This window comes from Streptomyces sp. NPDC055962, assembly GCF_042270185.1.
In the GTDB taxonomy this organism is placed as follows: Bacteria; Actinomycetota; Actinomycetes; order Streptomycetales; family Streptomycetaceae; genus Streptomyces.
On sequence record NZ_JBHJYN010000002.1, the window covers coordinates 1094805 to 1119892 of the forward strand.

The window sequence follows — 25088 nt, forward strand, 5'->3', positions numbered from 1 at the left end:
CGGGAGGGCGGGCCGCACGCGATAGCCTGCACACGGCAGGCCTCTGCCGAACGCGACCGGTACACCGCACTGGAGGGCCACGGCGATGGCTGAACACACCAGCTCGAGCATCACGATCGAGGCGGCACCGGCCGACGTCATGGGAGTGATCGCCGACTTCGCGCGCTATCCGGAATGGACGGGCGAGGTGAAGGAGGCCGAGATCCTGGCCACCGACGACCAGGGCCGTGCCGAACAGGTGCGCCTCGTCCTGGACGCCGGAGCGATCAAGGACGACCACGTCCTCGCCTACACCTGGAACAGCCCCTACGAGGTCGGCTGGACCCTCGTCAAGTCCCAGATGCTGCGCGCCCTCGACGGCAGCTACGCGCTGGCGCCCCTGGGTGACGGCGACCGCACCGAGGTCACCTACCGGCTCGCCGTCGACGTGAAGATCCCGCTCCTCGGCATGATCAAGCGCAAGGCCGAGAAGGTCATCATCGACCGCGCCCTCGCCGGGCTGAAGAAGCGCGTCGAGTCCGTCCCGAAGGCCTGATCCCGTGCGTACGGTCCTCGTCACCGGCCCCGGCGGCGCAGGCCGTACCACCGTCGCCGCGGCGACCGCGCTGGCCGCGGCCCACGACGGCCGGCGCACCCTCCTGGTCTCGGCCGACGCGGTTCCCGCCTTCCCCGCGGGCACCGGACCGGTCGGGGCCGCCGAGCGGCTCGACTGCGTCCGCATCGACTCCGCCGCGCACTTCCGGGCCGAGCTCCTCGAACTCCAGGACCGGGCGTCCGGGGTGCTCGACCTGCTCGGCGCCAACCGGCTCGACGGCGAGGAACTCACCGAACTGCCGGGCAGCGCACAGCTCGCCGTGCTGCACACCCTGCGACGGGCGGCCGAGGGCGACTGGGCCGCGCACGGCTACGAGGTCCTCGTCGTCGACCTGCCTCCGCTGACCGACGCCCTCGCCCTGCTCGCGCTGCCCGGGCAGCTGCGCCGCTACCTCCGCAGGCTCCTGCCCCGGGAACGCCAGGCCGCCCGCGCTCTGCGCCCGGTGCTCGCCCAGCTCGCCGGCGTCCCCATGCCGGCGCAGTGGCTCTACGAGGCCGCCGCCCGCAAGGACGCCGAACTGGCCGCCGTCGAGGCGCTGATCGAGGACGACGCGACCACCGTGCGGCTCGTGGCGGAACCTGGTGAGGCCGCGGGGGAGGCGCTGAGCTCCGCCCGCACGGGACTCGCCCTGCACGGCCTGCGCGTCGACTCCCTCGTGGCCACCAAGGTCCTGCCCCGTCACTCCGGCGACCCCTGGTTCGCGGATCTCGCCGCCGGCCAGGAGAAGTGCCTGGACCACTGGCAGCAGCAGTGGGCGCCCGCGACACCCGTGCGCGAGACGCCCCACCTCGGCCGCGAGCCGCGCACCGCCGAGGACCTGGCCCTGCTCGCCGGGGCCTGCGCACCGGACCACCGGGAGCCGGGACACGCCGGGGACCCCTGGTGGACCGAGGACGCCGGGGACGGCGTCATCGCCTGGTGCCTGCCCCTGCCCGGTGCGTCCAAGCAGGACCTCAGGCTCGTACGGCGCGGCGACGAACTGCTGCTCACGGCGGGTCCGTTCCACCGGATCGTGCGCCTGGAGTCCGCGCTGCGCCGCTGCACCGTCTCGGGTGCCGCGCTGACCGACGGGGTCCTGCGTGTCCGGTTCACACCTGACCCCGCGCTCTGGCCCCGGACACAATGAACGGCGTACCACCGTTCGGGTAACGTCGGTAGTACGTGGCTCGCACGGCCACGCAGGCAACCGCGTCGCAGGAGTCCGCCATGAGTGAAGCCACCGATCGTCCCGTCGACGACGACGCGTGGGCGGAGGCCTGCGCCGAGGACTTCGAGGCCGAGAAGGCCCGTCGACGGGCCCAGTACGGACAGCAGCCGGGTTCCGCCGCCGACGAGCTCCGCAAGCTGATCGACGCCGTGGCCGACAAGGTCTCCTCCCTCCAGTCGCCCCTGCTCGGCATGGCCGCCCAGGGGACCGTCCAGCAGGTGATCCGGCAGGCCAGGTCCGCCGTCGAACCCGTCATCGAGCGCAATCCGGAACTCTTCGACCATCTCGCCGCCGCGGGGAACGAACTCCTGGCCGCCTACCGCTCCGCCGTCGAGGGCCAGGAGAGCCGCTGGACCCGGGGCAGCGAGGGCGCCGGAGGTACCTCGGGCGGCGCCGGAAGCACCCCCGGTCCTGGGAAGAAGGCGGCCGAGGACCCCTCCGACCCGCGCGACGAGGGCACCGGCGGCAGCGAACACATCGACCTGGACTGAGACCGACCGGTACATGGAGGGCGGCGTCGCGGGGGTGGGCACGCACATCTGCGGCGTTGTCGTCAATCACCATGGCTCCGCCATGCCTCAATCCTCCGCCTTGCAGCTGCACGCACCCACCCCCGCTCCTTCTTCCACCCCCCATGTACCGGTCGGTCTGACCCTGGGCAGGAAATACCCGTCCCCGGCTCGGGTACGGTTGGCCGTAGCGGGGCTCGACCGAAACTGAGGGATTCATGGGACTCACCATCGGCGTCGATATCGGCGGCACGAAGATCGCGGCTGGAGTGGTCGACGAAGAGGGCCGGATCCTCTCGACGTTCAAGGTATCGACCCCGCCGACGGCCGAAGGCATCGTGGACGCGATCAGCGCTGCCGTGGCCGGAGCGAGCGAGGGACACGACGTCGAGGCGGTCGGCATCGGCGCTGCCGGATATGTCGACGACAAGCGCGCCACCGTGCTGTTCGCTCCGAACATCAACTGGCGCCACGAGCCGCTCAAGGACAAGGTCGAGCAGCGCGTCGGCCTGCCCGTCGTCGTCGAGAACGACGCCAACGCCGCGGCCTGGGGCGAATACCGCTTCGGCGCCGGCCAGGGGCACGACGACGTCATCTGCATCACGCTCGGCACCGGCCTGGGCGGCGGCATCATCATCGGCAACAAGCTCCGCCGCGGACGCTTCGGCGTGGCGGCGGAATTCGGTCACATCCGGGTCGTCCCGGACGGGCTGCTCTGCGGCTGCGGCAGCCAGGGCTGCTGGGAGCAGTACGCCTCCGGGCGGGCTCTCGTGCGGTACGCGAAGCAGCGTGCCAACGCCACCCCGGAGAACGCCACGATCCTGCTGAGCCTCGGCGACGGCACGGTCGAGGGCATCGAGGGCAAGCACATCAGCGAGGCCGCCCGGCAGGGCTGCCCCGTGGCCGTCGACTCCTTCCGCGAGCTGGCCCGCTGGGCCGGAGCCGGACTGGCCGACCTCGCCTCGCTCTTCGACCCGTCGGCCTTCATCGTCGGCGGCGGCGTCTCGGACGAGGGCGAGCTCGTCCTCGACCCGATCCGCAAGTCGTTCCGGCGCTGGCTCATCGGCGGCGAATGGCGTCCGCACGCACAGGTCCTCGCCGCCCAACTGGGCGGCAAGGCAGGCCTGGTGGGTGCGGCGGACCTGGCACGCCAGGGCTGACCCCGGCCACCGCACGTCCGACGCCCGTCGCGCCCTCCGGGGAGCGGCGGGCGTCCGTCGTATCGTGCCTCCCATGGTCACGATGCCGATGCCCCTGCCCGACTCCCGTACCGAGCCCGACGGTTCGGCTGTCATCCGGGTGCTCAGCTACAACGTCCGCTCCCTGCGCGACGACACCGAGGCGCTGGCCCGGGTCATCCGTGCCTGCGCGCCCGACCTCGTCTGTGTCCAGGAGGCCCCGCGCTTCTTCCGCTGGCGCAAGGCGGCGGCCCGGCTCGCCGCCATGACCGACCTGGTGATCCTCAGCGGCGGCGCCACGGCGGCCGGGCCGCTGCTGCTCTGCTCCCTGCGCGCCACCGTGGAGCGCACCGAGGACGTCCTGCTGCCGCTCACCCCCGGCCTGCACCGGCGCGGCCTGGCCACGGCGGTCGTACGGATCGCCGGGGCGCGGCTCGGCGTCGTGAGCTGTCATCTGAGCCTGCAGCGCGAGGAGCGGCAGGCACAGGCGGGCCTGCTGCTGGAGCAGGTCGACGCGATGGACGTCCCGCACGCCGTCGTGGCCGGCGACCTCAACGACGTACCCGAGGGCGCGGCCTTCCGTGCACTGTCCGGGCGTCTCCAGGACTGCCGGACCGTGCGGCCGTGGGGCGGGGAGCTCACCTTCCCGCACGACGCGCCGCGCAGGCGCATCGACGCGGTGTTCGCGACGGACGGTGTCGAGGTGCTCGGCTGCGGCGTCCCGGAGGACCTGCCCGGGGTGAGCGGCGCGGACCTGCGGGCGGCCACGGACCATCTGCCGGTGCTGGCGGCCCTCAGGGTGCCCGCCGGGGGGTGACCCGGTGGGGGCCGTCGCGCGGTGAGGGGACCGGGTGATGGCCGCCGCGGTTCCGGAGCAGGACCGGGTGGTGGCCGCCGCGAACCATGGCGGGGTGACCCGGTGGGGGCGCCGCGATCCACGCGGCCCGCCCCGGACCCGGCCACCGTGCTGCGGGCGCGGCGCCGGGCGACCGTGCGGGACCCCGTCCGGGCCCCCGTGCAGGGTCAGACGACCGCGCCGCGCCCCGTCCGGCCCCGTCCAGGGTCAGACGACCGCGCCGCGCCCCGGATCGTCGTCCTCCTCGTCGTCCTGCGGCATGCGCGCCACCAGGGTGGCGAAGCCGCCCAGGAAGCCGCCGATGCAGAGCGTGGTGAGCCACCACGTCATCTCCCACTGCATCAGCACCGCGATCAGCATCAGCACCGGGCCGCCCACGACCGCGAGCCAGGCGAACTTCGCCGTCACATCGGCCTCGGGAAGCGGTGGCGGCTCCGGCGGGACGAAGTGCCCCTCCTGGCCGTCGTCCGGATCGTCGATGTCGTCGTCGCCCGGCTCCTCAAGGCCGTAGTCACGCGGGCCCGCGACCCCCGGGGCGAAGACGACCGAACCGCCGAGCGGCTTCCTCTCCGGCGGTCCGCCCGGCGTCTTCCCGGACACACCCTTGTCCGCGTCCTCGCCCGCGCCGGGCTCCGGCGCGGGGTCGAGGACGTTGAGCTGGTCGTCCTCCAGCAGGGCCAGGTCCTCGATCGACTTGAACGGCTTGGCGCCCGGCGGGTCCGGCGGTTCCTCGCCGTACCCCGCGACGATCGCCTCCCAGGCCGCGGCCTCGTCGAGCGGCCGGGGCCCCTCCGTACCCTCGGGGACGGCTGTCCCCTCCGTGGGGCGCGGTTCGCGCTCCTCGTCACTGCCCGCGCGCTCCGCGTCGTGCTCAGCCACCGGACGTGCTCCCCTTCTTGCCGGCATCGGACGCGAGGCGGTCGATGAACTCGTAGCTCTCGTCGAAGATCCGCTCCGCATCGTGGTCCAACGTCGCGACGTGGTAGCTCTGTTCCAGGAGGATCTCCCGGACGTCCCTGGACGAGACCCGGCTGAGGATCCGCGCGGAGTCGGCCGGCGGCACGACATGGTCCTGCGGGCTGTGCAGCAGCACGATCGGCTGGGTGACCTGCGGCAGATCGGCGTCGACGAGGCGGAAGAACGCCCGCACCGAGTGCGCGGCGTGCAGCGGCACCCGGTCGTAGCCGACCTCCTCGGAGCCCTCCAGGGCGATGTCGCTGGTCAGCCCCTTCGTCGTACGCACCAGATGCCGGGCGACCGGCAGGGCGTACGCCGAGAGGCCGTGCACCTTGTTGGCCGGGTTCACCAGCACCAGGCCCGCGATCTCGTCCCCGTGCTTCGCGGCGAGACGCAGGGCGAGGGCGCCGCCCATGGAGAGGCCGAAGACGAAGACCTGCTCGCACCGCGCCCGCAGGGCCCGCAGCTCCCGGTCGACCTCCGCGTACCAGTCCTGCCAGCCGGTGACCGCCATGTCCTCCCAGCGTGTGCCGTGTCCGGGCAGCAGCGGGAGGGACACGGTCAGTCCCCGCTCCGCGAGACGGTCGGCCCAGGGGCGCAGCGACTGAGGCGAACCCGTGAATCCGTGACAGAGGAGGACGCCGACCTCTCCGCCCTCGTGGCGGAACGGCTCGGCTCCAGGGAGGACCGGCACCGGGGTCTCCTGTTCATGAAGCGGGGCGGGGTGCGGGGGGTGTGCAAAAGGATTACTTCACCGTACGCGACCGGACCGACACCGACCAGGGCCGTCACCGTCCGGGCAGCCGCCGCCCGCGTGCGCGGCCGCGGGACGCTCCGCCCGGGAGGGGCGGGGGAGGGGGCGGGCCCACAGGTTAAGGTCTCATCGACGGCACACAGGAGGCACCAGAGTTGATCTACGGCGCAATGAAGTTCTCCATCGGCGGGTCCCTGAAGCTCGCCTTCAGGCCGTGGGTGGAGGGCCTGGAGAACATTCCCGCACACGGGCCGGCGATCCTCGCGAGCAACCACCTGTCGTTCTCCGACTCCTTCTTCCTCCCGGCCGTCCTCGACCGCAAGGTGACCTTCATCGCCAAGGCGGAGTACTTCACCGCCCCCGGCGTGAAGGGCAAGCTCACCGCCGCCTTCTTCAAGGGCGTGGGACAGCTCCCGGTGGACCGCTCCGGCGGCCGCGGCGCCGGGGAGGCGGCCATCAGGGCGGGCATCCAGGTGATCGAGAGCGGCGGGCTCTTCGGCATCTACCCCGAGGGCACCAGGTCCCCCGACGGACGGCTCTACCGGGGCAAGCCCGGTGGCCTCGCCCGGGTGGCGCTCGCCACCGGCGCGCCCGTCATCCCCGTGGCGATGATCGACACCGAGAAGATCCAGCCCCCCGGCCAGATCGTGCCCAGGCTGATGAGGCCGGGCATCCGGATCGGCGAACCCCTGGACTTCAGCCGCTACCAGGGCATGGACGGCGACCGCTTCATCCTGCGCTCGGTGACCGACGAGGTCATGTACGAGATCATGAAGCTCTCCGGCCAGGAGTACGTGGACATCTACGCGACCGCGGCCAAGCGGCAGATCGCCGACGAGGCGAAGAAGAAGGGAACCGGGCGGCCCGGCGCGTAGACGCGCCGCCGGACGCCCGGAGCGGGCAGCATGACTGGGGTGGGTACCGGGGGAGGGGACATGACCGGGCGCGAACGGGTCGTACGGATGTCGGTCGAGCAGCCGCTGTGGCGGGCTCTGACCGGGTACCGCGTACTGACCCTCGTCTACGCGGGACTGCTCGTGGGCTTCGGCCGCGAGAAGTACGAGCGCTTCTGGGTGGCCCTCGCCTTTCTGGCGGTCCTCGCCGTCTGGACGCTCGTCACCCTCCCCAGGGTGGCCAACGCCGCGGCCTGCACCAAGCGCTTCCTCGGCCTGGACCTCGTCGTCGCCCTGACCGGGATCCTCCTGACGCCGCTCGCCGACCTCGACGCCCAGCACCTCGACGGCCCGACCCTGCCCTCGATCTGGACCGCCGGCTCCGTCCTCGCGTTCGCCCTCAAGGGCGGCTGGCGCTGGGCGGCCTTCGCCTCGACCCTCGTCGCGGCGGCCAACATCGTCGAGCGCGGCGAGCCCAGCGAGGACACCTTCCACAACGTGCTCCTGGTGTGGGTCGCGTCCATCGCCATCGGTTACGTCGTCGAGGTGGCACGCGCCAGTGAGCGCACGCTGGCCCGGGCGCTGGAGATCGAGGCCGCCACCCGGGAGCGCGAGCGGCTCGCCCGCGACATCCACGACAGCGTCCTGCAGGTCCTCGCCATGGTGCAGCGGCGCGGTACGGCCCTGGGCGGCGAGGCCGCCGAGCTCGGCCGGATGGCGGGGGAGCAGGAGGTCGCCCTGCGGACCCTGGTCTCCAGCGGGCTGGTGCCGACGACCCGGGTGTCCGAGGACAGCGCCGAGGGCGCGGTGGTCCGTGTGGTGGAGGCCGAGGAGACGGAGAGCGCGGAAACCGACCTGCGCACGCTGCTCGCCCCGCACGCGAGCTCCCGGGTCACCTTCGCGGAGCCAGGAGCGCCGGTGCTGCTCGCGGCCGGAGCGGCACGTGAGCTCGCCGCCGCCGTGAGCGCCGCGCTCGACAACGTCCGGCTCCACGCGGGGCTGGACGCCCAGGCGTGGATCCTGGTGGAGGACGAGCCGGACGAGGTGGTGGTCACGGTCCGGGACGACGGCCCGGGCATCCCGGAGGGCCGGCTCGACCAGGCGGAGGGGGAGGGCCGGCTCGGCGTCGCCCTGTCGATCCGCGGGCGGCTGCGCGACCTCGGCGGCACAGCAGAGCTGATCTCCGTGTCCGGCCAGGGCACCGAGGTCGAGTTGAAGGTTCCGAAGGTTTCACGGGGGAAGGCAGGATCGGCACGATGAGTACACCGAACACGCAGGCGTCCGAGGACCGGCCCGTCAGGGTGATGGTCGTCGACGACCATCCGATGTGGCGCGACGCCGTCGCCCGGGATCTCGCCGAGTCCGGGTTCGACGTGGTCGCGACCGCGGGCGACGGTCCTGGGGCAGTGCGCCGGGCCACGGCCGTGACCCCGGACGTCCTGGTCCTCGACCTGAACCTGCCGGGGATGCCCGGCGTCCAGGTCTGCAAGGAGCTCGTCGGCTCCCTCCCCGGGCTGCGCGTCCTGGTGCTCTCCGCCAGCGGGGAACACGCCGACGTGCTGGAGGCGGTGAAGTCGGGAGCCACCGGCTATCTGCTCAAGTCCGCGAGTACCGGCGAGCTGACGGACGCCGTGCGCGCCACCGCGGCCGGCGACCCGGTCTTCACGCCGGGCCTGGCCGGACTGGTCCTCGGCGAGTACCGCCGGCTCGCCTCCGACCCCGTGCCCACGGCCCCCGACCAGCCGAAGGTCCCGCAGCTCACGGACCGTGAGACGGAGGTCCTGCGGCTGGTCGCCAAGGGCCTGTCGTACAAGCAGATCGCCGAACGCCTGGTCATCTCCCACCGCACCGTGCAGAACCACGTGCAGAACACCCTGGGCAAGCTCCAGCTGCACAACAGGGTGGAACTCGTGCGGTACGCCATCGAGGCCGGTCTCGACGACGTGTGACGTCGATTGCCGCGCACCGGATGTGGCCCGGCCAAGGAGGGCGCACGGCCAAGGAGGGCGCACGGGCAAGGAGGGCGTCCGGCCAAGGAGGGCGCACGGGCAGGGAGGCCAGGACGACGGTCCGTCCTCGGCCATGTCCGGCGCGGCGCTACCCCGAGCGCCTTCGAGCGCCGGCTCGCCCCCCCCGCTTCGGTCTGCACGCCGTCGACGCGCGGTGCACGAAGGCGACCTCGGCGTGTTGGCCGCCCTCAGGGGGACGGACCCTCGTCCGTGTGCCTGTCGCGGAGGCCACGGCCCGCCTGAAGGCCGTCGACCCGGCTCTCCGCGCGGAGGCGGGGTCTCCTCCCGCTGAGACCCCGACGGGCAGGGGCGCGCCCCGGCCGAGCGGCGCCCCGGGGGTGCGGGCCGTATATTCGCGAGGACCGGCCCCACCCCCTCACCCGGGAGACGTCGTGGAGATCCTGGCATTCGGCGTGCAGTCCGACGAGAAGCCGCTCATCGAGAAGGCCTTCGCCGGCCTGCACGACGTCCGCTGCCTGGACGTCTTCCTCACCGAGGACACCGCTCCGATCGCCGCGGGGTACGAGATCGTCTCCACCAGCGTCAACGCGGACCTCGGCGGGCGCGTCCTGCAGACCCTCGCCGCCGGCGGCACGCAGATGATCACCCAGCGTTCCACCGGTTTCAACAACATCGATCTCGGCGTCGCCGAACGCCTCGCCCTGCGGGTGGCCCGCGTCTCCTCCTACTCCCCCCACTCGGTCGCCGAATTCGCCTGGACACTGGCCATGGCCGTCAACCGCCGCATCGTCCGGGCGGTCAGCCGCACCCGGGACTTCGACTTCCGGCTCGACGGGCTCCTCGGCCGGGACATGCACGGCTGCACGGTCGGTGTGGTCGGCACCGGGAAGATCGGTGAGGCCTTCACCCGGATCGCCCACGGATTCGGCATGGATCTGCTCGGCTGGGACATCGCCGAGAACCCCGCCTGCACCGCGCTCGGCATGAGGTACGTGGACAAGGAGCGGCTCTTCGCGGAGGCGGACCTCATCAGCCTCCATGTGCCGCTGTTGCCCGCGACCCAGCACATCATCGGCGCCGAGGCCCTCTCCCTGATGAAGGACGACGCGATCCTGGTCAACTCCAGCCGGGGTGGTCTCGTCGACACCCGCGCGCTCGTCGCCGAGCTGCGGGCCGGCCGCTTCACCGGCGTCGGGCTCGACGTCTACGAGGCGGAGGCCGGGCTCTTCTACGTCGACAAGTCCGTGGAGGGCATCGACGACGACACGCTCGCCCGGCTCGTCACCTTCCCGAACGTCATCGTGACCTCCCACCAGGCGTACTACACGCGTGATGCCGTGGGGCAGATCATCGAGGCCACCGTGCAGAACGTCGCCGACCACCTGGCCGGCCGCCGCAGCGACAACTTCCTGGTTCCGTCGGCACCGGCGGACTAGGCGCGGCCGCACCTCCGCCGCGGCCTCCGGACCGGAGCAGGCCCGGCCCCGCGTGCCCGCCTTCGGGCGGCATGCCCCGTCAGGCGGCGTGTCCCTGGAGGATCATGCGGTGTGATCCTTCAGGAACGCGCCCGCGTACGCCGCGGCCTCCTCCTTGGAGCCGCAGGGGCGGTCCTCGTCCCCCGCGCCGTGCGTGCCGTCCGCGCCCCGGCCCGTCCAGCGCCACACGCCCGAGGACGGTTCCCGGAAGAGCTCGGCCGTCCCTCCGAACAGCTCGACGGACCCCCGCCCCGCCGATGCGGCCGGCCGGTCGACCGCGTCGGGCCACTTCTTGCGGGCGCCCTGCCGCGTTATGCCCCAGGCCGCCCCCAGCTGTTCGTAGCTGGCCCCGTAGGAGCCGGCGGTCCGCGCGGCCCCTGCCGCCAGCCGCGCGACCGTCGTGTCCACCACCTTCCAGCTCGCCAGCACCGACAGCGACACCTCGACCGGGTCCGCCTCCCACATCTGCTCCTCGGGGAGCCCCGTCGTGCGGGCGCGCAAAGCCGATGCGAGTGGAGTCAGGGCGTCGTAGAGGGACCGTTCGAGCGCGGTCATCTCGTCGTGGGGCACCTCGTTCACCGTCATGGCGACAACTTTAGTTACCGATAGGACGCTCGGCAACTAAAGTTACCATCTGGCATATGCCAGTTTCCGCGGCCCTCAGCCGGCCACCGGCAGAGCCGCCAGCAACCCGGTCACGATGGCAGCGCCCCGCAGCGTCAGCACCGATTCCGGGTGGAACTGCACCGACGCGAACCCCCTGCCCCGCAGCGCGTGCAGCTCGCCGGAGGCGGTGTCCCGGCTCACCTCGATGCCGTGCGCACCCAGCTCCGTGGCCGCCGCGTCGTCGCAGAGCGCGGTGAAGCTGTTGTAGAAGCCGACCGTCTCCGGCGTGCCGAACAGGTCGATCCGGGTCTGCGCCCCCTGGTACGGCACGGCCTTCCGCGCGATCTCCAGGCCCAGCTCCGCCGCGATCAGCTCATGGCCGAGGCAGACGCCGAGCAGCCCGTGCCGGTGCTCCCGTACGAGCTCGGCGGTCAGCTCCCTCAGCAGCCGCATCTTCGGATCGCGGGCGTCCGCCGGATCACCGGGCCCGGGCCCCAGCACCACGGGTCCCTCGTGCGCCCCCACGGCCGCGCGCAGTCCGGGGGCGTCGTACGGGAGTACCGACACCGTGAGGCCCGAGGAGCGCAGCAGGTGCGCCAGCATCGCCGTGAAGGTGTCCTCGCCGTCCACCACCAGCGCGTGGCCCGACAGATCCCTCGTGCGCCCCTGCATCCGCAGCCAGAACGGGGCGAGCCCGCCGCGCCGGTCGTCCAGCGCCCCCTGGACCCGGGGATCGGAGGCCAGGCGCGGACGGCTCGCCTCCGACCCGGGCCGTCCCGGCCGGACACCGAGCGCCGCGAGGACGCCCGCCGCCTTCGCGTGGGTCTCGGCGACCTCTCCCGCCGGATCGGAGTGGCGTACGAGCGTGGCCCCGACGGGCACCCGCAGCCGGCCCGTCGCGGAGATGTCCGCGGTGCGGATCAGGATCGGCGAGTCCAGGGTCTGGGCCCCGCCGGGCTCCCGGCCGACCAGGGCCAGGGCGCCCGCGTAGTAGCCGCGGCCGTCCGGCTCGTAGCGCTCGATCACCCGGCAGGCGTTCTGTACGGGGGAGCCCGTGACCGTCGCCGCGAACATGGTCTCCTTCAGGACCTCGCGCACGTCCAGCGAGGAGCGCCCGCGCAGCTCGTACTCCGTGTGCGCGAGATGGGCCATCTCCTTGAGGCGGGGTCCGACCACCACGCCGCCCATGTCGCCGACGGTGCACATCATCTTGAGTTCCTCGTCGACCACCATGGAGAGCTCCTCGGTCTCCTTGCGGTCGTCGAGGAAGGCCAGCAGGCCTTCGGCCGTCGGTCCCGCGGCCGGGTAGCGGTAGGTCCCGCTGATCGGGTTCATCACGACGGTCCCGCCGGACATCCGCACGTGGACCTCCGGGCTCGCGCCGACCAGCGTCCGCTCGCCGGTGTGCACGACGAACGTCCAGTAGGCCCCGCGCTCACCGGCCAGCAGGCGGCGGAAGAGGGCGAGCGCGTCCGCCCGGCCGAATCCGGGGATCTCGCCGCCGAAGGTCCGCCTGATCACGAAGTTCGCACCCTCGCCCCGGCCGATCTCGTCCTCGACGACCCGCCGGACGATCTCCTCGTACGCGTCGTCGGGAACGTCGAACGAGCCGCCCTCGACCCGCACGTCGTGGCCCGGCAGCTCCGCGAGCACCTCGGCCAGGGGCAGCTCGTGCGCCTCGTCGGCGACCAGGACGGCGAGCGGCGTGCCGTCGTCCCGCACGTCGAACCCGCGCTCGGCGATCTGCCGGAATGGCACCAGGGCCAGCGACGGCAGGTCGCGCACCGGGATGTCGGCGAGCCGGGAGATCTCCCGCACCTCGCCGGTCAGGATCTCGACGGTGTCGTGGTCCCGGCCGGGGGTGCGCCTGCGCAGCAGGGCGAAGGGCGGGGAGTCGTCACGCAGCAGCGCGGACACGAGGTCGACGGCGCGGTCGGGCATGGGTGTTCCTTCCTGATGGAGGAACGGCTCCCGGCTCGAAACGCAGAGAAGGCCGCCCCTCGGGCGGCCTTCGCGAAGTCTGTACGCGCGATGAATCAGCGGGCCGCCGGATGAGCGGTCCACCACCAGTTCTGTGTCGTCTGCGCGAACATGCCACGTACCTTAACCGACACGGGGGACGAACGAGCGCGCGTCTCATGTGTTGAGCGGGAGAATGGGACGCCCTCCCGACCCCGTAGTGTTGTCAAGGTGACCGTGAACGCCAATACCTCCGTCGCCGGTGGCCACACCTGGCGAGACCTTCCCGCGGCGCAGCAGCCCGAGTACCCCGATGCCGAGGCTCTGCGCGACGTACTCGCGGACCTCGAGTCGTATCCTCCGCTCGTCTTCGCCGGCGAGTGCGACCAGCTGCGCGCCCGCCTGGGAGCCGTCGCCAAGGGCGAGGCGTTCCTGCTGCAGGGCGGTGACTGCGCCGAGGCCTTCGACGCCGTGTCCGCCGAGCACATCCGGGCCAAGCTGAAGACCCTGCTCCAGATGAGCGCCGTCCTGACGTACGCGGCCTCCGTACCGGTCGTCAAGATCGGCCGTATCGCCGGGCAGTACTCGAAGCCCCGCTCCAAGCCGACCGAGACCCGCGACGGCGTGACCCTGCCGACCTATCGCGGGGACTCCGTCAACGGCTTCGAGTTCACCGAGGCGTCCCGCGTCCCGGACCCCGAGCGGCTGAAGCGGATGTACCACGCGTCCGCCTCCACGCTGAACCTGGTGCGCGCCTTCACCACCGGTGGCTACGCGGACCTGCGCCAGGTGCACGCCTGGAACCAGGACTTCGTGAAGTCCTCGCCGTCCGGGCAGCGTTACGAGGCCCTGGCCCGCGAGATCGACAACGCGCTGAACTTCATGAAGGCCTGCGGCACGGACCCGGCCGAGTTCAAGGCGGTCGAGTTCTACGCCTCGCACGAGGCGCTGCTGCTCGACTACGAGTCCTCGCTGACCCGCACCGACTCACGCACCGGTCAGCTCTACGACACCTCCGGCCACATGGTCTGGGTCGGCGAGCGCACCCGCCAGATGGACGGGGCGCACATCGAGTTCGCCTCGAAGATCCGCAACCCCATCGGCATCAAGCTCGGCCCGACGACCACCGTCGACGAGGCGCTCGGCTACGTCGACCGCCTGGACCCCGACCGCGAGCCGGGCCGGCTGACCTTCATCGTCCGCATGGGCGCCGACAAGGTGCGCGACAAGCTCCCCGAGCTCGTCGAGAAGGTCACCGCCTCCGGTGCCACGGTCGTCTGGGTGACCGACCCGATGCACGGCAACACCTTCGAGGCCGCGTCCGGCCACAAGACGCGCCGTTTCGACGACGTCCTGGACGAGGTCAAGGGCTTCTTCGAGGTGCACAAGCAGCTCGGGACGCACCCCGGCGGCATCCACGTCGAGCTCACCGGTGACGACGTCACCGAGTGCGTCGGCGGCGGTCACGAGATCTTCGTGGACGACCTGCACCAGCGGTACGAGACGGCCTGCGACCCGCGACTCAACCGCAGCCAGTCCCTCGACCTGGCCTTCCTCGTCGCGGAGATGTACCGCGACCAGTAGGGATCACCTGCGCTGAACGCCTGTGGGGCACGGATCGATGTGATCCGTGCCCCACAGGCGTATCCGGGGCTTTTGTGTGCGGGGCGTCGCGGGTAAGGTTAGGTTAGCCTCACCGAGAACTCGGGACGGCGCAGCGATCGACCCGTCGGGAGGTGAACCGCATGTATGTCTGCTCCTGCTTCGGCATCACGGAGGACCAGGTCAAGAAGCATGCGGACGGCGGAGCGTGCACGCCTCGCCAGATAGCCTCCGCCTGCAAGGCGGGCACCGACTGCGGCGGCTGCGTCCGCAGGATCCAGGCCCTGCTCGGCCGCGGCGACTGCGCGCGCCGTGAGCTCGTCGAGGGGCGTACGCCGCCGGTGGGCGCCCCGGCCGGCGCGCCCGTCGCCCTCGGCGCCACGCCGGACGTCAGGCTCTCCGACGCCGCCTGAGGGGACCGCGCGGGACCACGGGTCACCGCGCCGGGGCGAGCGGCGGATCAGCTCTCCGGCTGCTCGATCAACTGGGCGATGTAGAGCGGCTCACCGAGCTTCTCGATCAGCTCCAGCTGGGTGTCGAGGTAGTCGATGTGGTGCTCCTCGTCCTCCAGGATGGACTCGAAGATGTTCGCCGACGTGATGTCGCCCTTGCCGCGCATCACCTCGATGCCCCGCCGGAGGCGGTCGATCGCCTCCACCTCGACCTGCCGGTCCGCCTGGAACATCTCGGTGACCGTCTGCCCGACCCGCACATGGAAGAGCCGCTGATAGTTGGGCAGCCCGTCGAGGAACAGGATCCGGTCGGTGAGGATCTCCGCGTGCTTCATCTCGTCGAACGATTCTGCCCGGGTGTACTTCGCGAGCTTCGTCCAGCCGAAGTTCTCCTGCATCTTCGCGTGCAGGAAGTACTGATTGATGGCAGTCAATTCGGCGGTCAGCTGTTCGTTGAGGAACTCGAGGACCTCGGGGTCGCCCTGCATCGCAGAGGCTCCTTCCAACCGGTGAACTGGGCATGTTTGCGCGCATCCTCGCATCGCACCACGCAACCGTCCAGTAAGTGCACGCTTAGTACGAGTTGCCCCGATCGACTCTCCCCTGGTCATGACCACCCCTGCCTGTCTGTCACCATGGAGGCATGGGTCAGCCGGAAAGCCGGGAACGCGGCACAGCAGAACAGTCCGGGCTCCCGCCGGGGCAGCGGCTGCAGCGGGGATGGCCCGTCACTCATTACGGCCCCGTGCCCAAGTTCAAACCGGACCGCTGGGAGTTCCGGGTCTTCGGGGCCACGGCCGACGGTGACAAGCACTGCTGGAATCACCAGGAATTCTCGGCACTTCCCTTCTCGTCCGTCGTCGCGGACCTCCACTGCGTGACGAAATTCAGCATGCTCGGAGCGGAATGGGGAGGAATCCAGGCCCGCGAGATCGTGGAACTGGCGCCGCCCGCACCCCATGTCACCCACGTGATGGTCTGGGCCGAATACGGATTCAGCTCGAATCTCCGGCTCGCCGACTTCGCGTCGGACCGGACCCTGTTCGCCACCCACAAGGACGGCGAACTGCTCACCGCGGAGCACGGATTCCCGCTGCGCCTCGTCGTGCCGCACCTCTACGCCTGGAAGGGCCCGAAGTGGGTCCGGGGCATCGAGTACATGACGGCGGACCGGCGCGGATTCTGGGAGGAGCGCGGGTACCACAACATCGGTGACCCGTGGAGCGAGCAGCGCTACTCCTACCAGGAGGAGCCCGGGGACGGCCCCGAGCTCTGACGCTCCCGGCGCTCGCTCAGCCGTGGTGGCCGTGCACCACGGCGTGCCCTTTCCCGCGGCCGATCATCCACTTGTTGACCGGTGTCGTGACGACGAAGGCCGCAGCCAGTGCGATGGCCAGCACGGTCCAGAACATCGCGTCCGAGAGCTGGGCGTCCATGGCTCCCGGCCAGAGCGCGATCACTCCGTTGTCGATGAGCTCCATCACGGCGATGGACACGGTGTCGGCGGCCAGCGCGACCTTCACGGCCGCACGGAGGCCCACCCCCGAGCTCAGGACCGAGCGCAGAGTCAGCGCGTAGCCGAAGAAGAACGCCAGGACGATCGCGAGCACCATCGTCCGCGCGTTGCCCCAGCCCAGCGCGGTGCCGACCACCATGCCGAGGATCTCGCCGATGGCGCAGCCGGTGAGGCAGTGCAGGGTCGCGCGCGCGGCCATGGCCCACGCCGGGCCCCCGTCGCCGTGCGCGGAGTGGTGTCCCTGGTGCGTGTGGTGAGCGTCGTGCCGCATGAGAAGCCCCCTGGGTCCGGTCGCGGTGCCCTGACCTCTTCAGGAACGACATACCCCCAGGGGGTATTCCCTGACCTTCAGCGGGTGCCCCGTAGCTTCTTCAGCCGTGCCACGTCCGCCGCGTGGCCCTCCTTGCCGCCAGGTGTCTCGATGATCAACGGCACGCCCTCCGTCGCCGGGTGCGAGAACAGCTCACGGAACGGCTCGGCGCCGATATGGCCCGCGCCGATGTTCTCGTGCCGGTCCTTGTGCGCGCCCACCACGTCCTTGGAGTCGTTGGCGTGGATCAGCTTGAGCCGGCCCTCGCCGACCGTGTCCACCAGCAGGTCCAGCGTCTGCCGCATGCCCGCAGGACCGGTCAGGTCATGGCCCGCCGCGTAGATGTGACAGGTGTCCAGACAGATCCCCAGCCTGGGGTGGGAGTCCAGGGCTTCGAAGTACGGGCCGAAGTCCCAGGTCCGCGAGCAGAGCGAGGAGCCCTGCCCCGCGGTCGACTCCAGCAGCAGGAACGGATCGTCGTCATGGGTCAGCTCCTCCAGCAGCGGGAGCATGTGCGTACGCACCTGGGCGAGGGCCTCCTCGCGGGGGCGTCCGCCGGTGGCCGAGCCGGTGTGCACCACCACACCGAGCGCGCCTATCTCCCTGGCCCGGCGCAGCGAGTGGCGGAGCGAGAGGACCGACCGCTCGACCGTGGCCTCGGTGTGCGAGCCGAAGTTGATCAGATACGGGGCATGGACGTACGCCGGCATGGACGCCGCCGCGCACTCCGAGCGGAACAGCTCGTCCTGCACGGGGTTGCCGGGCGGCGTCGCCCAGCCCCGCGGGTTGGCCACGAAGACCTGCACGGTCTCCGCCGCCAGCTCCCGGGCGTAGCCGAGGCCGATCTTCGCCAGTCCGCCGGCCACCGGCACGTGACCGCCTACGGGGTTGCGCATGTTCCGCCTGTCCTCGGTGGGCCTAGAGACCCTTGGTCCTGATGGTGATCGTGGAGCCCTCGGGGGCCGTCCCGCCGCCCTCGACGGACTGGCTCCCGACCGTGTCGCTGAACGAGAGGAAGGGGCGGTCGACCTTGACCTCGAACCCCGCGTCCTGCAGGGCGCTCCGGGCCTCGTCGACGTCCTTCCCCGTGACATCGGGGACCTCGATCATGCGCGGGCCCTTGGAGACCGTCAGCTCGACGGTGTCGCCCTCGGCGGCCTCGGCGCCGCTGCCGGGCGACTGCCGGGCGATGTCGCCCGCCGCCTCGGAGGAGTTGACCCGCTCGGTCAGCACCTCGGCGTCGAGGCCCGCCTCGTCCAGCTCCGCCCTGGCGTCCCCGACGGAGAGCCCCGTGACGTCGGGGACGTCGACCGGGCTGCCCTTGCTGACGACGAGGGCGACCGCGGAGTCCGGATGGCGCTCGGTGCCGGAACGCGGATCCGTACGGATCACCTTGCCCCGGTCGATCTCCTCGCTGAACTCCCGGGTCACCATCCCGGGTGCCAGGCCCGTCGCCTTCAGCTCGCGACGGGCATCGGCGAGGGCGAGGCCCTCGACGTCGGGCACCTTCACGATCTCCGGGCCGCGCGAGATCACCAGCTTCACCGCGTCGTTGCCCCGGATCCGCTCACCGGAGCCCGGATCGCTGCTGATCACCGTGCCGCGTTCCACCGTGTCGCTGTAGGCGTGGTCGACGCCCTTCAGGTCGAGGCCCTCGTCCGAGAGGCGCCGCTCGGCGGCGCTCTGGGTCTGGCCCAGGAGCGAGGGGACCCGGGTGAACTGACCGGAGTTGATGTACCAGACGCCCGCTCCGAGCCCCAGGGCCAGCAGGACGGCGACGAGCACGGCGACCGCCCCGCGCCGGCCACGGACCGCGAAGGACCCCCGCCGCGACCGGCGCGGCTCCCTGGGCCCGGCCGGAGGCATCTCCAGGCGGCTGGTGTGGTGCGCGGTGCCCTGACCCGCCGGTATCACCCGGGGGATCACGCTCGTACGGTCCTCGGCGGCGTCGTGCGACTCCGCGATCGCCTGCGGGGGCACCGTGTCGAGCTGCTCCTCGGTGAGGCCCGCGCGTATGTCGCGGGACCTCGCGAGGAGGGCCACCGCGTCCGCCGGACGCAGATCGGGGTTGCGCGCCGTGGCGGCGGCCACCAGGTCGTCGAGACCGGCGGCCAGGCCCGGGACGGCACCGGACGGCGCCGGGACGTCCTCGTTGAGGTGCTGGTAGATGACCTGGGCGGCCGTGTCCCCCGCGTGGGGCTTGCCTCCGGTCAGCATCTCGTAGAGAACCACACCGCAGGCGTAGACGTCGGACCTGGTGTCGGCCGTGCCCTGCTCGATCTGCTCCGGGGCGAGGTACGAGACCGTGCCCAGGAGCGATCCCGTGGTGTCCGTGGCGGTGCCCACCGCGCGCACGAGCCCGAAGTCCGCGACCTTCACCCGGCCGTCGTCCCCTATGAGGACGTTTTCCGGCTTCATGTCGCGGTGGACGAAGCCCGCCCGGTGCGCGGCGCCGAGAGCGGCCAGCACCGGTTCGAGGATGTCCAGAGCGGCACGGGGCTGCAGGGCCCCCCGCTCGCGCAGGACGTCGCGCAGGGTGCACCCGGCGACGTACTCCATCGCCAGGTAGACGTACGCCCCCTGGGCGCCCTGGTCGAAGACGCCCACCACGTTGGGGTGGGCGAGGCGGGCGACGGACTTGGCCTCGCGGATGAAGCGCTCGACGAACGAGGCATCGGTCGCGAGCGCCGGGTGCATCACCTTGAGGGCGAGCACCCGGTCGAGCCGGGTGTCCACGGCCCGGTAGACCGTGGCCATACCGCCGACGGCGATCCGCGTATCGATGCGATAGCGGCCGTCGAGCAGCTGCCCGACCAAGGGGTCCTGGAGGGTCGTGTCCACGGGGCGAGTCTACGAGCTGCCACGGACACCACGGATGGCCCAGGGCTCCCGGTGGCCGATCCGGTGCGGAGCCGTGACAGGGGCATGCACGTGCTGTGACCGGGGGGAGCCCGCCGGTGTCCGGGTCAGAAGGCCGGACGCTCCGGGTCCAGCACCGCACGGCCCTCCGCGGGGGAGGACGCCTCGGCGAAGTGACGGCGCGGGATGCGCCCCGCCCGGTGCGCGAGCCGCCCGCCGTCCACCGCGTGCCGCATCGCCGCGGCCATCAGCTCGGGCTCCTGCGCCCGGGTCACCGCCGAGGCGAGCATCACAGCGGCGCACCCCAGCTCCATCGCCAGCGCCGCGTCCGACGCGGTCCCCGCCCCGGCGTCCAGGATCACGGGGACCTCGGCCTGCTCGACGATCAGCTGGAAGTTGTGGGGGTTGCGGATACCGAGCCCGGAACCGATGGGGGAGCCCAGCGGCATGACCGCCGCGCACCCCACGTCCTGGAGCTTGCGGGCCAGGACCGGGTCGTCGTTGGTGTACGGCAGGACCGTGAAGCCGTCGTCCACGAGGATCTCGGCGGCGTCCAGCAGCTCGACCGGGTCGGGCAGCAGGGTCCGCTCGTCGGCCACCACCTCCAGCTTGATCCAGTCGGTGCCCAGCGCCTCCCTGGCCAGCCGGGCGGTCAGCACGGCCTCACCGGCGGTGAAACAGCCCGCGGTGTTCGGCAGTACCTGGATGGCGAGGCGCTCCAGGACGGAGAGCACCGAACCCTGCACGGTGGGGTCGAGCCGGCGCATCGCGACGGTCGTCAGCTCCGTGCCGGAGGCGATCAGGGCGCGTTCCAGCACGTCGAGGCTGGGCGCCCCGCCGGTTCCCATGATCAGCCGGGACGAGAACGTGGCGGAGCCCAGCGCGAAGAGATCGTCGGACATGGTCAGCCTCCCTGGACGGCGGTGAGGACCTCGACGCGGTCGCCGTCGAGGAGCGCGGTGGCGGACCACTGGCCGCGGGGCACGACGGCCTCGTTGACCGCGGCGGCCACCCCGGAAGGTGCCCGGGTCAGCGACGCGACCAGGGTGTCCAGTGCGGTGCCGGCGGGGACGGTGCGGTGTTCCCCGTTGACGGAGACCTGCACGGGATCGGCGAGGGACGCTGGCTGTGTCATACGGGCTGCTCCTGCGAGGCGGGGGCGGTGTCTTCGGGCGAGGGGGTCCGCGGGTGCCCCGGGGCGGCGGTGGCCGGGTCGAAGCGGAGTGGTGCGAAGGGGCGGCCCAGCTCGGGCAGCTCACCGGTGGTCAGCACGTGGGCCATCACATCCCCGGTGACGGGGGTCAGCAGCACCCCGTTGCGGTGGTGCCCGGTGGCCAGGTGGAGGCCGGGCAGTGCCGTGGGGCCCAGCAGCGGCGCGTTGTCCGGGGAGGCGGGCCGCAGTCCGGCACGGGTCTCGGTCAGCGGCAGCTCGGTGATGCCGGGGATCAGTTCGTGGGCGTCCCGCAGCAGCTCGTAGACCCCGCCCGCGGTGACGGTGGTGTCCCAGCCCAGTTCCTCCGTCGTCGCGCCGACCACCAGCTCACCGTTGGCGCGCGGCACGAGGTAGACGTGGCTGCCGCGCACGACGGCCCGCACGGTCCTGCTCAGGAAGGGGGCGTACGCCGCAGGCACCGTCAGCCGCAGGACCTGCCCCTTGACCGGGCGCACCGGCGGCACGACCGCCTCGGGTATCCCCTCCAGCCGGCCGCTCAGGCTGCCTCCGGCGAGCACCACCTGGCCGGCGTCGAGCTCCGTGCCGTCCGCCAGTACGGCGCCCGTCGCCCGGCCGCCCGTGACGGACAGCCGCTGGACCCAGGCGCGGCGGAACACCACCCCGGCCCGCTCGCACGCCGTCACCAGCGCCGAGGCCAGACGCCGAGGATCCACCTGGTGGTCCCCGTCGACGCGCAGCCCGCCGCGCACGCCGGGCGCGAGCATCGGCTCCAGGCGCCGGCACTCGCGGCCGGTGAGCCACTCGGACTCCAGACCCGAACGCCGCTGCAGGGCGTGCAGCTCGCGCAGATGCGCGCGGTCGTCGGAGTCCAGCGCGACGGAGAGCGTGCCGCAGGCCCGGAACCCGGTCTCCTGGCCGCTCGCCTCCTCCAGCTCGCCCACGAACTCCGGATAGCGCGCCGCGGAGGCCACGTTGAGGCCGAGCAGCATCTGCTCGCCGTAGTGCAGCTCGGTGACGGCGGCGAGCATCCCGGCCGCCACCCGGGCGGCCCCGCCGCCGGGGTCGGGATCGGCCAGCGTGGTGCTCAGACCGCGCTGGGCGGACCGCCAGGCGGTCACCAGCCCGATGATGCCGCCCCCGACGACCAGGACGTCGGAACTGTCCGCTGAGATGCGCATGGGTGTCCAGCCCCTCCCTTCGCCGGCATGACCCGGATCAGGTTCGTACGGTCGGAGGCCGGTCAGCCTCCCTCTCAGCCCGGTGCGTCCGGACTCCCGCGAGTGTCTTACGGTGGCCAGCCTAGACCCCACCGGCCGCAGTCAGTAAGGGAGCCGTACCCGTGGCCCGTTCGCTCGACGGACTCGTCCTCTCACCGGTCGCCGACCAGGCCCCCGGCCAGGTCGGCACCCGGACCCGTTTCACCTACCACGAGCGGGACGGCCGGATCTGGGCCGAGTACGCGGGCGGCGACATCGTGCACGGGCACCTCGTCGGCACCCGGGACGGGGACACCCTGGACTTCCGCTACGTCCAGCTGAAGCAGGACGGGACGACCTCGTCGGGGCACTGCGCGTCGACCGTCACGGACCTGGCCGACGGCCGTGTCCGCCTGGACGAGACGTGGGAGTGGGAGTCGCGGCAGGGCAGCGGGACGAGCGTCGTGGAGGAGCTCACCCACTGACGTCACGTCAGGTGATTAGGGTGGACGGGTGAGCGAGCAGACGCAGGACGAGGCAGCTGGACTCCCGTCGCGCGGAGTCGTGATCGTGGGCGCGGGCATGGCCGGTGTGCAGACGGCCGTGGCCCTGCGCGAACGGGGCTTCACGGGGCCGGTCACCCTGATCGGCGCCGAACCGCACCAGCCCTACGACAGACCACCCCTGTCCAAGGCGGTCCTGCTGGGGAAGGCCGAGGACTCCGCCTTCGACGTCGACTTCGAGGCGCTGGACATCACCCTGCGCCTGGGGCTCGACGTCGAGGGGCTGCGCGCCGGGGCGCACGAGCTGGACACCGCGGAGGGACCCGTCGCCTACGGCGCGCTGGTCCTCGCCACGGGGGCGGAGCCCGTCGCGCTGCCCGGCACCGAGGGTGTCCCCGGCGTGCACCTGCTGCGCACCCTCGACGACGCCGCGCGGCTGCGGCCCGTCCTGGAGCGGCAGCACGACGTGGTCGTCGTCGGAGCGGGCTGGATCGGCGCCGAGTTCGCCACGGCCGCGCGCGCGGCCGGATGCGCGGTCACCGTCGTCGAGGCAGCCGGCCGGCCCCTCGCGGGCACGATGCCCGCCGAGGTCGCCGCCCCGATGGCCGCCTGGTACGCCGAGAGCGGAGCCGGCCTCCTCACCGGGGTCCGGGTCGCCCGCATCGAGCGGGGCGCCGTCCACCTGGCGGACGGCCGGGTGATCCCCGCCGGAGCGGTGGTCGTGGGCATCGGGGCCAGGCCCGCCACCGCCTGGCTCGCCGACTCCGGTATCGCACTCGGCCCGGACGGCTCGGTCACCGCGGACAGCACCCTGCGCACCTCGCTGCCCGACGTGTACGCGGTGGGCGACTGCGCCTCCTTCCCGTCCGCCCGCTACGGGGAGCGGCTGACGGTCCACCACTGGGACAACGCCCTCCAGGGACCCCGGACGGTCGCCGCCGGCCTCGCGGACGGAACGGCCAGGACGTACGACCCGGTGCCCTACTTCTGGTCCGAGCAGTTCGGGCGCTTCGTGCAGTACGCCGGCCATCACGCCGGTGCGGACACCCTGCTGTGGCGGGGCGATCCGGCGGACCCCTCCTGGACGGTCTGCTGGCTCCGGCAAGGGGTCTTGGTGGCCCTGCTGGCCGTCGGCCGCCCACGCGACCTGGCGCAGGGGCGCAAGCTCGTCGAGGCGGGCGCGCGGATCGACCCGGCGCGGGCGGCCGACTCCTCCGTACCGCTGAAATCCACGGCGCTCTAGTGGCAGGCGCGGCCCCGTGCGCCCGGCCCGGGTACCGACTGTCGGTCCGGGATGGCACGCTTGTCCTTGTGACCGAGATTGACGCAAAGATCGATGCTCTCGTCCCCGCCTGGCTCCACCTTCCCGACATCGCGGAAATGCTCGATGTCGAGGTGACGCGCGTCCGGCAGCTGGTCAAGGAAGGCCAGCTCATCGCCGTACGACGTGGTGAGAACCGGGCGCTTCAGGTGCCTGCCGCCTTCATCGACGGCGACAGGGTGGTCAAGGGTCTCGCAGGGACCCTGACGCTCCTGAGGGACGACGGCTACAACGACGAAGAGATGCTGGACTGGCTCTTCACCCCCGACCCGACCCTGCCCGGCACGCCCGCGCAGGCCCTGAGCGAGAATCGCGGCACGGAGGTGAAGCGCCGGGCCCAGGCGCTCGCCGTCTGACCGGAGAGCCGTGAGCGGGGTGCGGGCCGTGGCACACACGGCCCGCACCCCGCGTCACCGGCGTCCACAGGCGCGGCGCCTCACCCACGTACACGGCGTGCGCCGTACGGCACGACGCGTCGCCGCACCAGGATCCATCGACGTACCGACGGGGGAAACCACCATGTCCACACCGCGCACCCAGCTCTCCGGCGCCCGGCTCTACCTGTGCACGGACGCCCGCAAGCGACAGGGCGACCTCCCCGAGTTCCTCGACGCCGCGCTGTCCGGCGGGGTTGACATCGTGCAGCTCCGCGACAAGGGCATGGAGGCGGCCGAGGAGCTCGACCACCTCGCGGTCCTCGCCGACGCCTGCAAGCGCCACGGCGCCCTCCTCGCGGTGAACGACCGGGCCGACGTCGCCCATGCCATCGGCTCCGACGTGCTCCACCTCGGCCAGGGCGACCTGCCCGTGCCCGCCGCCCGCGGCGTCGTCGGCGGCGACGTGGTGATCGGGCGGTCCACCCACGCCGAGGCCGAGGTCGACGCGGCCGTCGCCCAGGAGGGCGTCGACTACTTCTGCACGGGCCCCTGCTGGCCCACCCCGACCAAGCCCGGCCGGCACGCCCCGGGCCTCGGCCTCGTGCGCTACGCCGCCTCGCTGGCCACGACACGGCCCTGGTTCGCCATCGGCGGCATCGACGCGGGCAACCTCGACGAGGTGCTGGACGCCGGAGCACGCCGGGTCGTCGTCGTACGGGCGATCACCGAGGCGGACGACCCGGCAGCGGCGGCCGCCTCGCTCGCGCGGCGCATCCGGGAACGCGCGCTCTGAGGCGAGCGGTGCCCTCCTGGCACGGG

The 25088-nt window shown here is 72.3% G+C and carries 28 protein-coding genes, 1 pseudogene and 1 riboswitch; of the genes and pseudogenes, 17 read left to right on the forward strand and 12 right to left on the reverse strand.

The window, feature by feature from the left end:
* The first annotated feature begins 85 nt into the window (after nucleotides 1-85).
* From ACFC51_RS10160 to ACFC51_RS10180, 5 genes are all read left to right on the forward strand, one after another.
* The gene (locus ACFC51_RS10160; protein WP_073747652.1) at nucleotides 86-535 is read left to right on the forward strand and encodes an SRPBCC family protein; all 450 of its coding nucleotides are present in this window, start codon (nucleotides 86-88) and stop codon (nucleotides 533-535) included.
* Between the two features lie 4 nt (nucleotides 536-539).
* On the forward strand, nucleotides 540-1721 hold the full coding sequence (locus ACFC51_RS10165) for an ArsA-related P-loop ATPase (RefSeq protein ID WP_376527942.1): 1182 nt from the start codon (nucleotides 540-542) through the stop codon (nucleotides 1719-1721).
* Nucleotides 1722-1801: 80 nt separating this feature from the next.
* Nucleotides 1802-2293: a DUF5304 domain-containing protein gene (locus ACFC51_RS10170; protein ID WP_376378620.1), complete on the forward strand. Its 492-nt coding sequence runs from the start codon at nucleotides 1802-1804 to the stop codon at nucleotides 2291-2293.
* A 236-nt stretch (nucleotides 2294-2529) separates the two neighbouring features.
* The gene (locus ACFC51_RS10175; RefSeq protein WP_376378623.1) at nucleotides 2530-3471 is read left to right on the forward strand and encodes an ROK family glucokinase; all 942 of its coding nucleotides are present in this window, start codon (nucleotides 2530-2532) and stop codon (nucleotides 3469-3471) included.
* A 73-nt stretch (nucleotides 3472-3544) separates the two neighbouring features.
* Nucleotides 3545-4306: an endonuclease/exonuclease/phosphatase family protein gene (locus ACFC51_RS10180; RefSeq protein ID WP_376527945.1), complete on the forward strand. Its 762-nt coding sequence runs from the start codon at nucleotides 3545-3547 to the stop codon at nucleotides 4304-4306.
* 246 nt (nucleotides 4307-4552) lie between these two features.
* On the opposite strand, the gene ACFC51_RS10185 is transcribed toward ACFC51_RS10180, so the two are convergent.
* Together ACFC51_RS10185 and ACFC51_RS10190 are read right to left on the reverse strand one after the other, a co-directional pair.
* Complete coding sequence (locus ACFC51_RS10185) at nucleotides 4553-5224, reverse strand: hypothetical protein (protein WP_376378627.1); 672 nt, start codon at nucleotides 5222-5224, stop codon at nucleotides 4553-4555.
* Nucleotides 5217-5996, reverse strand: coding sequence for an alpha/beta hydrolase (locus tag ACFC51_RS10190; protein ID WP_376378629.1), 780 nt, complete (start codon nucleotides 5994-5996; stop codon nucleotides 5217-5219). Before ACFC51_RS10190 ends, ACFC51_RS10185 begins: the two co-directional genes overlap by 8 nt.
* A gap of 215 nt (nucleotides 5997-6211) precedes the next feature.
* Here ACFC51_RS10190 and ACFC51_RS10195 point away from each other — a divergent pair, with 215 nt between their 5' ends.
* The 5 genes and pseudogenes from ACFC51_RS10195 (at nucleotide 6212) to ACFC51_RS10215 (ending at nucleotide 10355) form a co-directional block, all read left to right on the forward strand.
* On the forward strand, nucleotides 6212-6931 hold the full coding sequence (locus tag ACFC51_RS10195) for a lysophospholipid acyltransferase family protein (RefSeq protein ID WP_376378631.1): 720 nt from the start codon (nucleotides 6212-6214) through the stop codon (nucleotides 6929-6931).
* 60 nt (nucleotides 6932-6991) lie between these two features.
* A complete protein-coding gene (gene macS / locus ACFC51_RS10200; protein ID WP_376527948.1) occupies nucleotides 6992-8209 on the forward strand; it encodes a MacS family sensor histidine kinase in 1218 nt (405 codons plus the stop codon).
* Entirely contained in the window at nucleotides 8206-8898 is a 693-nt protein-coding gene (locus ACFC51_RS10205; protein ID WP_376378637.1) for a response regulator, read from the forward strand. The genes macS and ACFC51_RS10205 overlap by 4 nt, the downstream gene beginning before the upstream one ends.
* A gap of 92 nt (nucleotides 8899-8990) precedes the next feature.
* A pseudogene (locus tag ACFC51_RS10210) lies at nucleotides 8991-9236 on the forward strand (6-phosphofructokinase); the annotation flags it as partial.
* Between the two features lie 114 nt (nucleotides 9237-9350).
* Nucleotides 9351-10355, forward strand: a complete 1005-nt coding sequence (locus tag ACFC51_RS10215) for a 2-hydroxyacid dehydrogenase (RefSeq protein WP_376378683.1) — start codon at nucleotides 9351-9353, stop codon at nucleotides 10353-10355.
* Nucleotides 10356-10457: 102 nt separating this feature from the next.
* On the opposite strand, the gene ACFC51_RS10220 is transcribed toward ACFC51_RS10215, so the two are convergent.
* The 3 genes from ACFC51_RS10220 to ACFC51_RS10230 form a co-directional block, all read right to left on the reverse strand.
* Complete coding sequence (locus ACFC51_RS10220) at nucleotides 10458-10979, reverse strand: hypothetical protein (protein WP_376378639.1); 522 nt, start codon at nucleotides 10977-10979, stop codon at nucleotides 10458-10460.
* 75 nt (nucleotides 10980-11054) lie between these two features.
* Nucleotides 11055-12941: an anthranilate synthase family protein gene (locus tag ACFC51_RS10225; RefSeq protein WP_376527951.1), complete on the reverse strand. Its 1887-nt coding sequence runs from the start codon at nucleotides 12939-12941 to the stop codon at nucleotides 11055-11057.
* A 95-nt stretch (nucleotides 12942-13036) separates the two neighbouring features.
* Nucleotides 13037-13093 carry a trp operon leader peptide gene (locus ACFC51_RS10230; RefSeq protein WP_124277238.1) on the reverse strand — a complete coding sequence of 19 codons (57 nt, stop codon included), beginning with the start codon at nucleotides 13091-13093 and terminating at the stop codon, nucleotides 13037-13039.
* 103 nt (nucleotides 13094-13196) lie between these two features.
* Between ACFC51_RS10230 and ACFC51_RS10235 the strand changes: the two genes are divergently transcribed.
* Complete coding sequence (locus tag ACFC51_RS10235) at nucleotides 13197-14543, forward strand: class II 3-deoxy-7-phosphoheptulonate synthase (protein WP_376378645.1); 1347 nt, start codon at nucleotides 13197-13199, stop codon at nucleotides 14541-14543.
* Between the two features lie 161 nt (nucleotides 14544-14704).
* On the forward strand, nucleotides 14705-14974 hold the full coding sequence (locus ACFC51_RS10240; RefSeq protein WP_376378648.1) for a bacterioferritin-associated ferredoxin: 270 nt from the start codon (nucleotides 14705-14707) through the stop codon (nucleotides 14972-14974).
* Between the two features lie 47 nt (nucleotides 14975-15021).
* Here ACFC51_RS10240 and bfr read toward each other — a convergent pair whose 3' ends face one another.
* Nucleotides 15022-15501: a bacterioferritin gene (gene bfr / locus ACFC51_RS10245; RefSeq protein ID WP_376378651.1), complete on the reverse strand. Its 480-nt coding sequence runs from the start codon at nucleotides 15499-15501 to the stop codon at nucleotides 15022-15024.
* Between the two features lie 155 nt (nucleotides 15502-15656).
* On the opposite strand from bfr, the gene ACFC51_RS10250 reads away from it, so the two are divergent.
* The gene (locus ACFC51_RS10250) at nucleotides 15657-16289 is read left to right on the forward strand and encodes a sulfite oxidase-like oxidoreductase (RefSeq protein WP_376378654.1); all 633 of its coding nucleotides are present in this window, start codon (nucleotides 15657-15659) and stop codon (nucleotides 16287-16289) included.
* Between the two features lie 16 nt (nucleotides 16290-16305).
* Here the strand turns inward: ACFC51_RS10250 and ACFC51_RS10255 are convergent, their stop codons facing one another.
* The 6 genes from ACFC51_RS10255 to thiO form a co-directional block, all read right to left on the reverse strand.
* On the reverse strand, nucleotides 16306-16800 hold the full coding sequence (locus tag ACFC51_RS10255) for a DUF4396 domain-containing protein (RefSeq protein ID WP_376378657.1): 495 nt from the start codon (nucleotides 16798-16800) through the stop codon (nucleotides 16306-16308).
* Nucleotides 16801-16877: 77 nt separating this feature from the next.
* Nucleotides 16878-17735 (reverse strand): deoxyribonuclease IV, encoded by an 858-nt coding sequence (locus tag ACFC51_RS10260; protein WP_376378660.1) that lies wholly within the window; start codon nucleotides 17733-17735, stop codon nucleotides 16878-16880.
* A gap of 22 nt (nucleotides 17736-17757) precedes the next feature.
* On the reverse strand, nucleotides 17758-19680 hold the full coding sequence (pknB, locus tag ACFC51_RS10265) for a Stk1 family PASTA domain-containing Ser/Thr kinase (protein ID WP_376378663.1): 1923 nt from the start codon (nucleotides 19678-19680) through the stop codon (nucleotides 17758-17760).
* 125 nt (nucleotides 19681-19805) lie between these two features.
* A complete protein-coding gene (locus ACFC51_RS10270; RefSeq protein WP_376378666.1) occupies nucleotides 19806-20600 on the reverse strand; it encodes a thiazole synthase in 795 nt (264 codons plus the stop codon).
* A 2-nt stretch (nucleotides 20601-20602) separates the two neighbouring features.
* The gene (gene thiS / locus ACFC51_RS10275) at nucleotides 20603-20833 is read right to left on the reverse strand and encodes a sulfur carrier protein ThiS (RefSeq protein ID WP_376378669.1); all 231 of its coding nucleotides are present in this window, start codon (nucleotides 20831-20833) and stop codon (nucleotides 20603-20605) included.
* On the reverse strand, nucleotides 20830-22050 hold the full coding sequence (thiO, locus tag ACFC51_RS10280) for a glycine oxidase ThiO (RefSeq protein ID WP_376378672.1): 1221 nt from the start codon (nucleotides 22048-22050) through the stop codon (nucleotides 20830-20832). The genes thiS and thiO overlap by 4 nt, the downstream gene beginning before the upstream one ends.
* Nucleotides 22048-22160, reverse strand: a riboswitch (TPP riboswitch). It overlaps the preceding gene by 3 nt.
* 51 nt (nucleotides 22161-22211) lie before the next feature.
* On the opposite strand from thiO, the gene ACFC51_RS10285 reads away from it, so the two are divergent.
* The 4 genes from ACFC51_RS10285 (at nucleotide 22212) to thiE (ending at nucleotide 25062) form a co-directional block, all read left to right on the forward strand.
* Nucleotides 22212-22553 (forward strand): hypothetical protein, encoded by a 342-nt coding sequence (locus ACFC51_RS10285; RefSeq protein ID WP_376527954.1) that lies wholly within the window; start codon nucleotides 22212-22214, stop codon nucleotides 22551-22553.
* Between the two features lie 28 nt (nucleotides 22554-22581).
* The gene (locus ACFC51_RS10290; protein WP_376378677.1) at nucleotides 22582-23814 is read left to right on the forward strand and encodes an NAD(P)/FAD-dependent oxidoreductase; all 1233 of its coding nucleotides are present in this window, start codon (nucleotides 22582-22584) and stop codon (nucleotides 23812-23814) included.
* A 68-nt stretch (nucleotides 23815-23882) separates the two neighbouring features.
* Nucleotides 23883-24248: an Rv2175c family DNA-binding protein gene (locus tag ACFC51_RS10295; protein ID WP_376378680.1), complete on the forward strand. Its 366-nt coding sequence runs from the start codon at nucleotides 23883-23885 to the stop codon at nucleotides 24246-24248.
* A 163-nt stretch (nucleotides 24249-24411) separates the two neighbouring features.
* Nucleotides 24412-25062: a thiamine phosphate synthase gene (gene thiE, locus ACFC51_RS10300; RefSeq protein WP_376377982.1), complete on the forward strand. Its 651-nt coding sequence runs from the start codon at nucleotides 24412-24414 to the stop codon at nucleotides 25060-25062.
* Nucleotides 25063-25088 lie beyond the last annotated feature (26 nt).

What these genes read in the sequence shown, in the direction of transcription:
- ACFC51_RS10240 (WP_376378648.1), top strand. Translation starts at nt 14,705, where the DNA reads ATGTATGTCTGCTCCTGCTTCGGCATCACGGAGGACCAGGTCAAGAAG.
- bfr (WP_376378651.1), bottom strand. Translation starts at nt 15,501, where the DNA reads ATGCAGGGCGACCCCGAGGTCCTCGAGTTCCTCAACGAACAGCTGACC.
- ACFC51_RS10225 (WP_376527951.1), bottom strand. Translation starts at nt 12,941, where the DNA reads ATGCCCGACCGCGCCGTCGACCTCGTGTCCGCGCTGCTGCGTGACGAC.
- ACFC51_RS10270 (WP_376378666.1), bottom strand. Translation starts at nt 20,600, where the DNA reads ATGTCCGACGATCTCTTCGCGCTGGGCTCCGCCACGTTCTCGTCCCGG.
- thiS (WP_376378669.1), bottom strand. Translation starts at nt 20,833, where the DNA reads ATGACACAGCCAGCGTCCCTCGCCGATCCCGTGCAGGTCTCCGTCAAC.
- ACFC51_RS10250 (WP_376378654.1), top strand. Translation starts at nt 15,657, where the DNA reads ATGGGTCAGCCGGAAAGCCGGGAACGCGGCACAGCAGAACAGTCCGGG.
- thiE (WP_376377982.1), top strand. Translation starts at nt 24,412, where the DNA reads ATGTCCACACCGCGCACCCAGCTCTCCGGCGCCCGGCTCTACCTGTGC.
- ACFC51_RS10260 (WP_376378660.1), bottom strand. Translation starts at nt 17,735, where the DNA reads ATGCGCAACCCCGTAGGCGGTCACGTGCCGGTGGCCGGCGGACTGGCG.
- ACFC51_RS10160 (WP_073747652.1), top strand. Translation starts at nt 86, where the DNA reads ATGGCTGAACACACCAGCTCGAGCATCACGATCGAGGCGGCACCGGCC.
- ACFC51_RS10255 (WP_376378657.1), bottom strand. Translation starts at nt 16,800, where the DNA reads ATGCGGCACGACGCTCACCACACGCACCAGGGACACCACTCCGCGCAC.
- ACFC51_RS10205 (WP_376378637.1), top strand. Translation starts at nt 8,206, where the DNA reads ATGAGTACACCGAACACGCAGGCGTCCGAGGACCGGCCCGTCAGGGTG.
- ACFC51_RS10175 (WP_376378623.1), top strand. Translation starts at nt 2,530, where the DNA reads ATGGGACTCACCATCGGCGTCGATATCGGCGGCACGAAGATCGCGGCT.
- thiO (WP_376378672.1), bottom strand. Translation starts at nt 22,050, where the DNA reads ATGCGCATCTCAGCGGACAGTTCCGACGTCCTGGTCGTCGGGGGCGGC.
- ACFC51_RS10220 (WP_376378639.1), bottom strand. Translation starts at nt 10,979, where the DNA reads ATGACGGTGAACGAGGTGCCCCACGACGAGATGACCGCGCTCGAACGG.
- macS (WP_376527948.1), top strand. Translation starts at nt 6,992, where the DNA reads ATGACCGGGCGCGAACGGGTCGTACGGATGTCGGTCGAGCAGCCGCTG.
- ACFC51_RS10180 (WP_376527945.1), top strand. Translation starts at nt 3,545, where the DNA reads ATGGTCACGATGCCGATGCCCCTGCCCGACTCCCGTACCGAGCCCGAC.
- ACFC51_RS10170 (WP_376378620.1), top strand. Translation starts at nt 1,802, where the DNA reads ATGAGTGAAGCCACCGATCGTCCCGTCGACGACGACGCGTGGGCGGAG.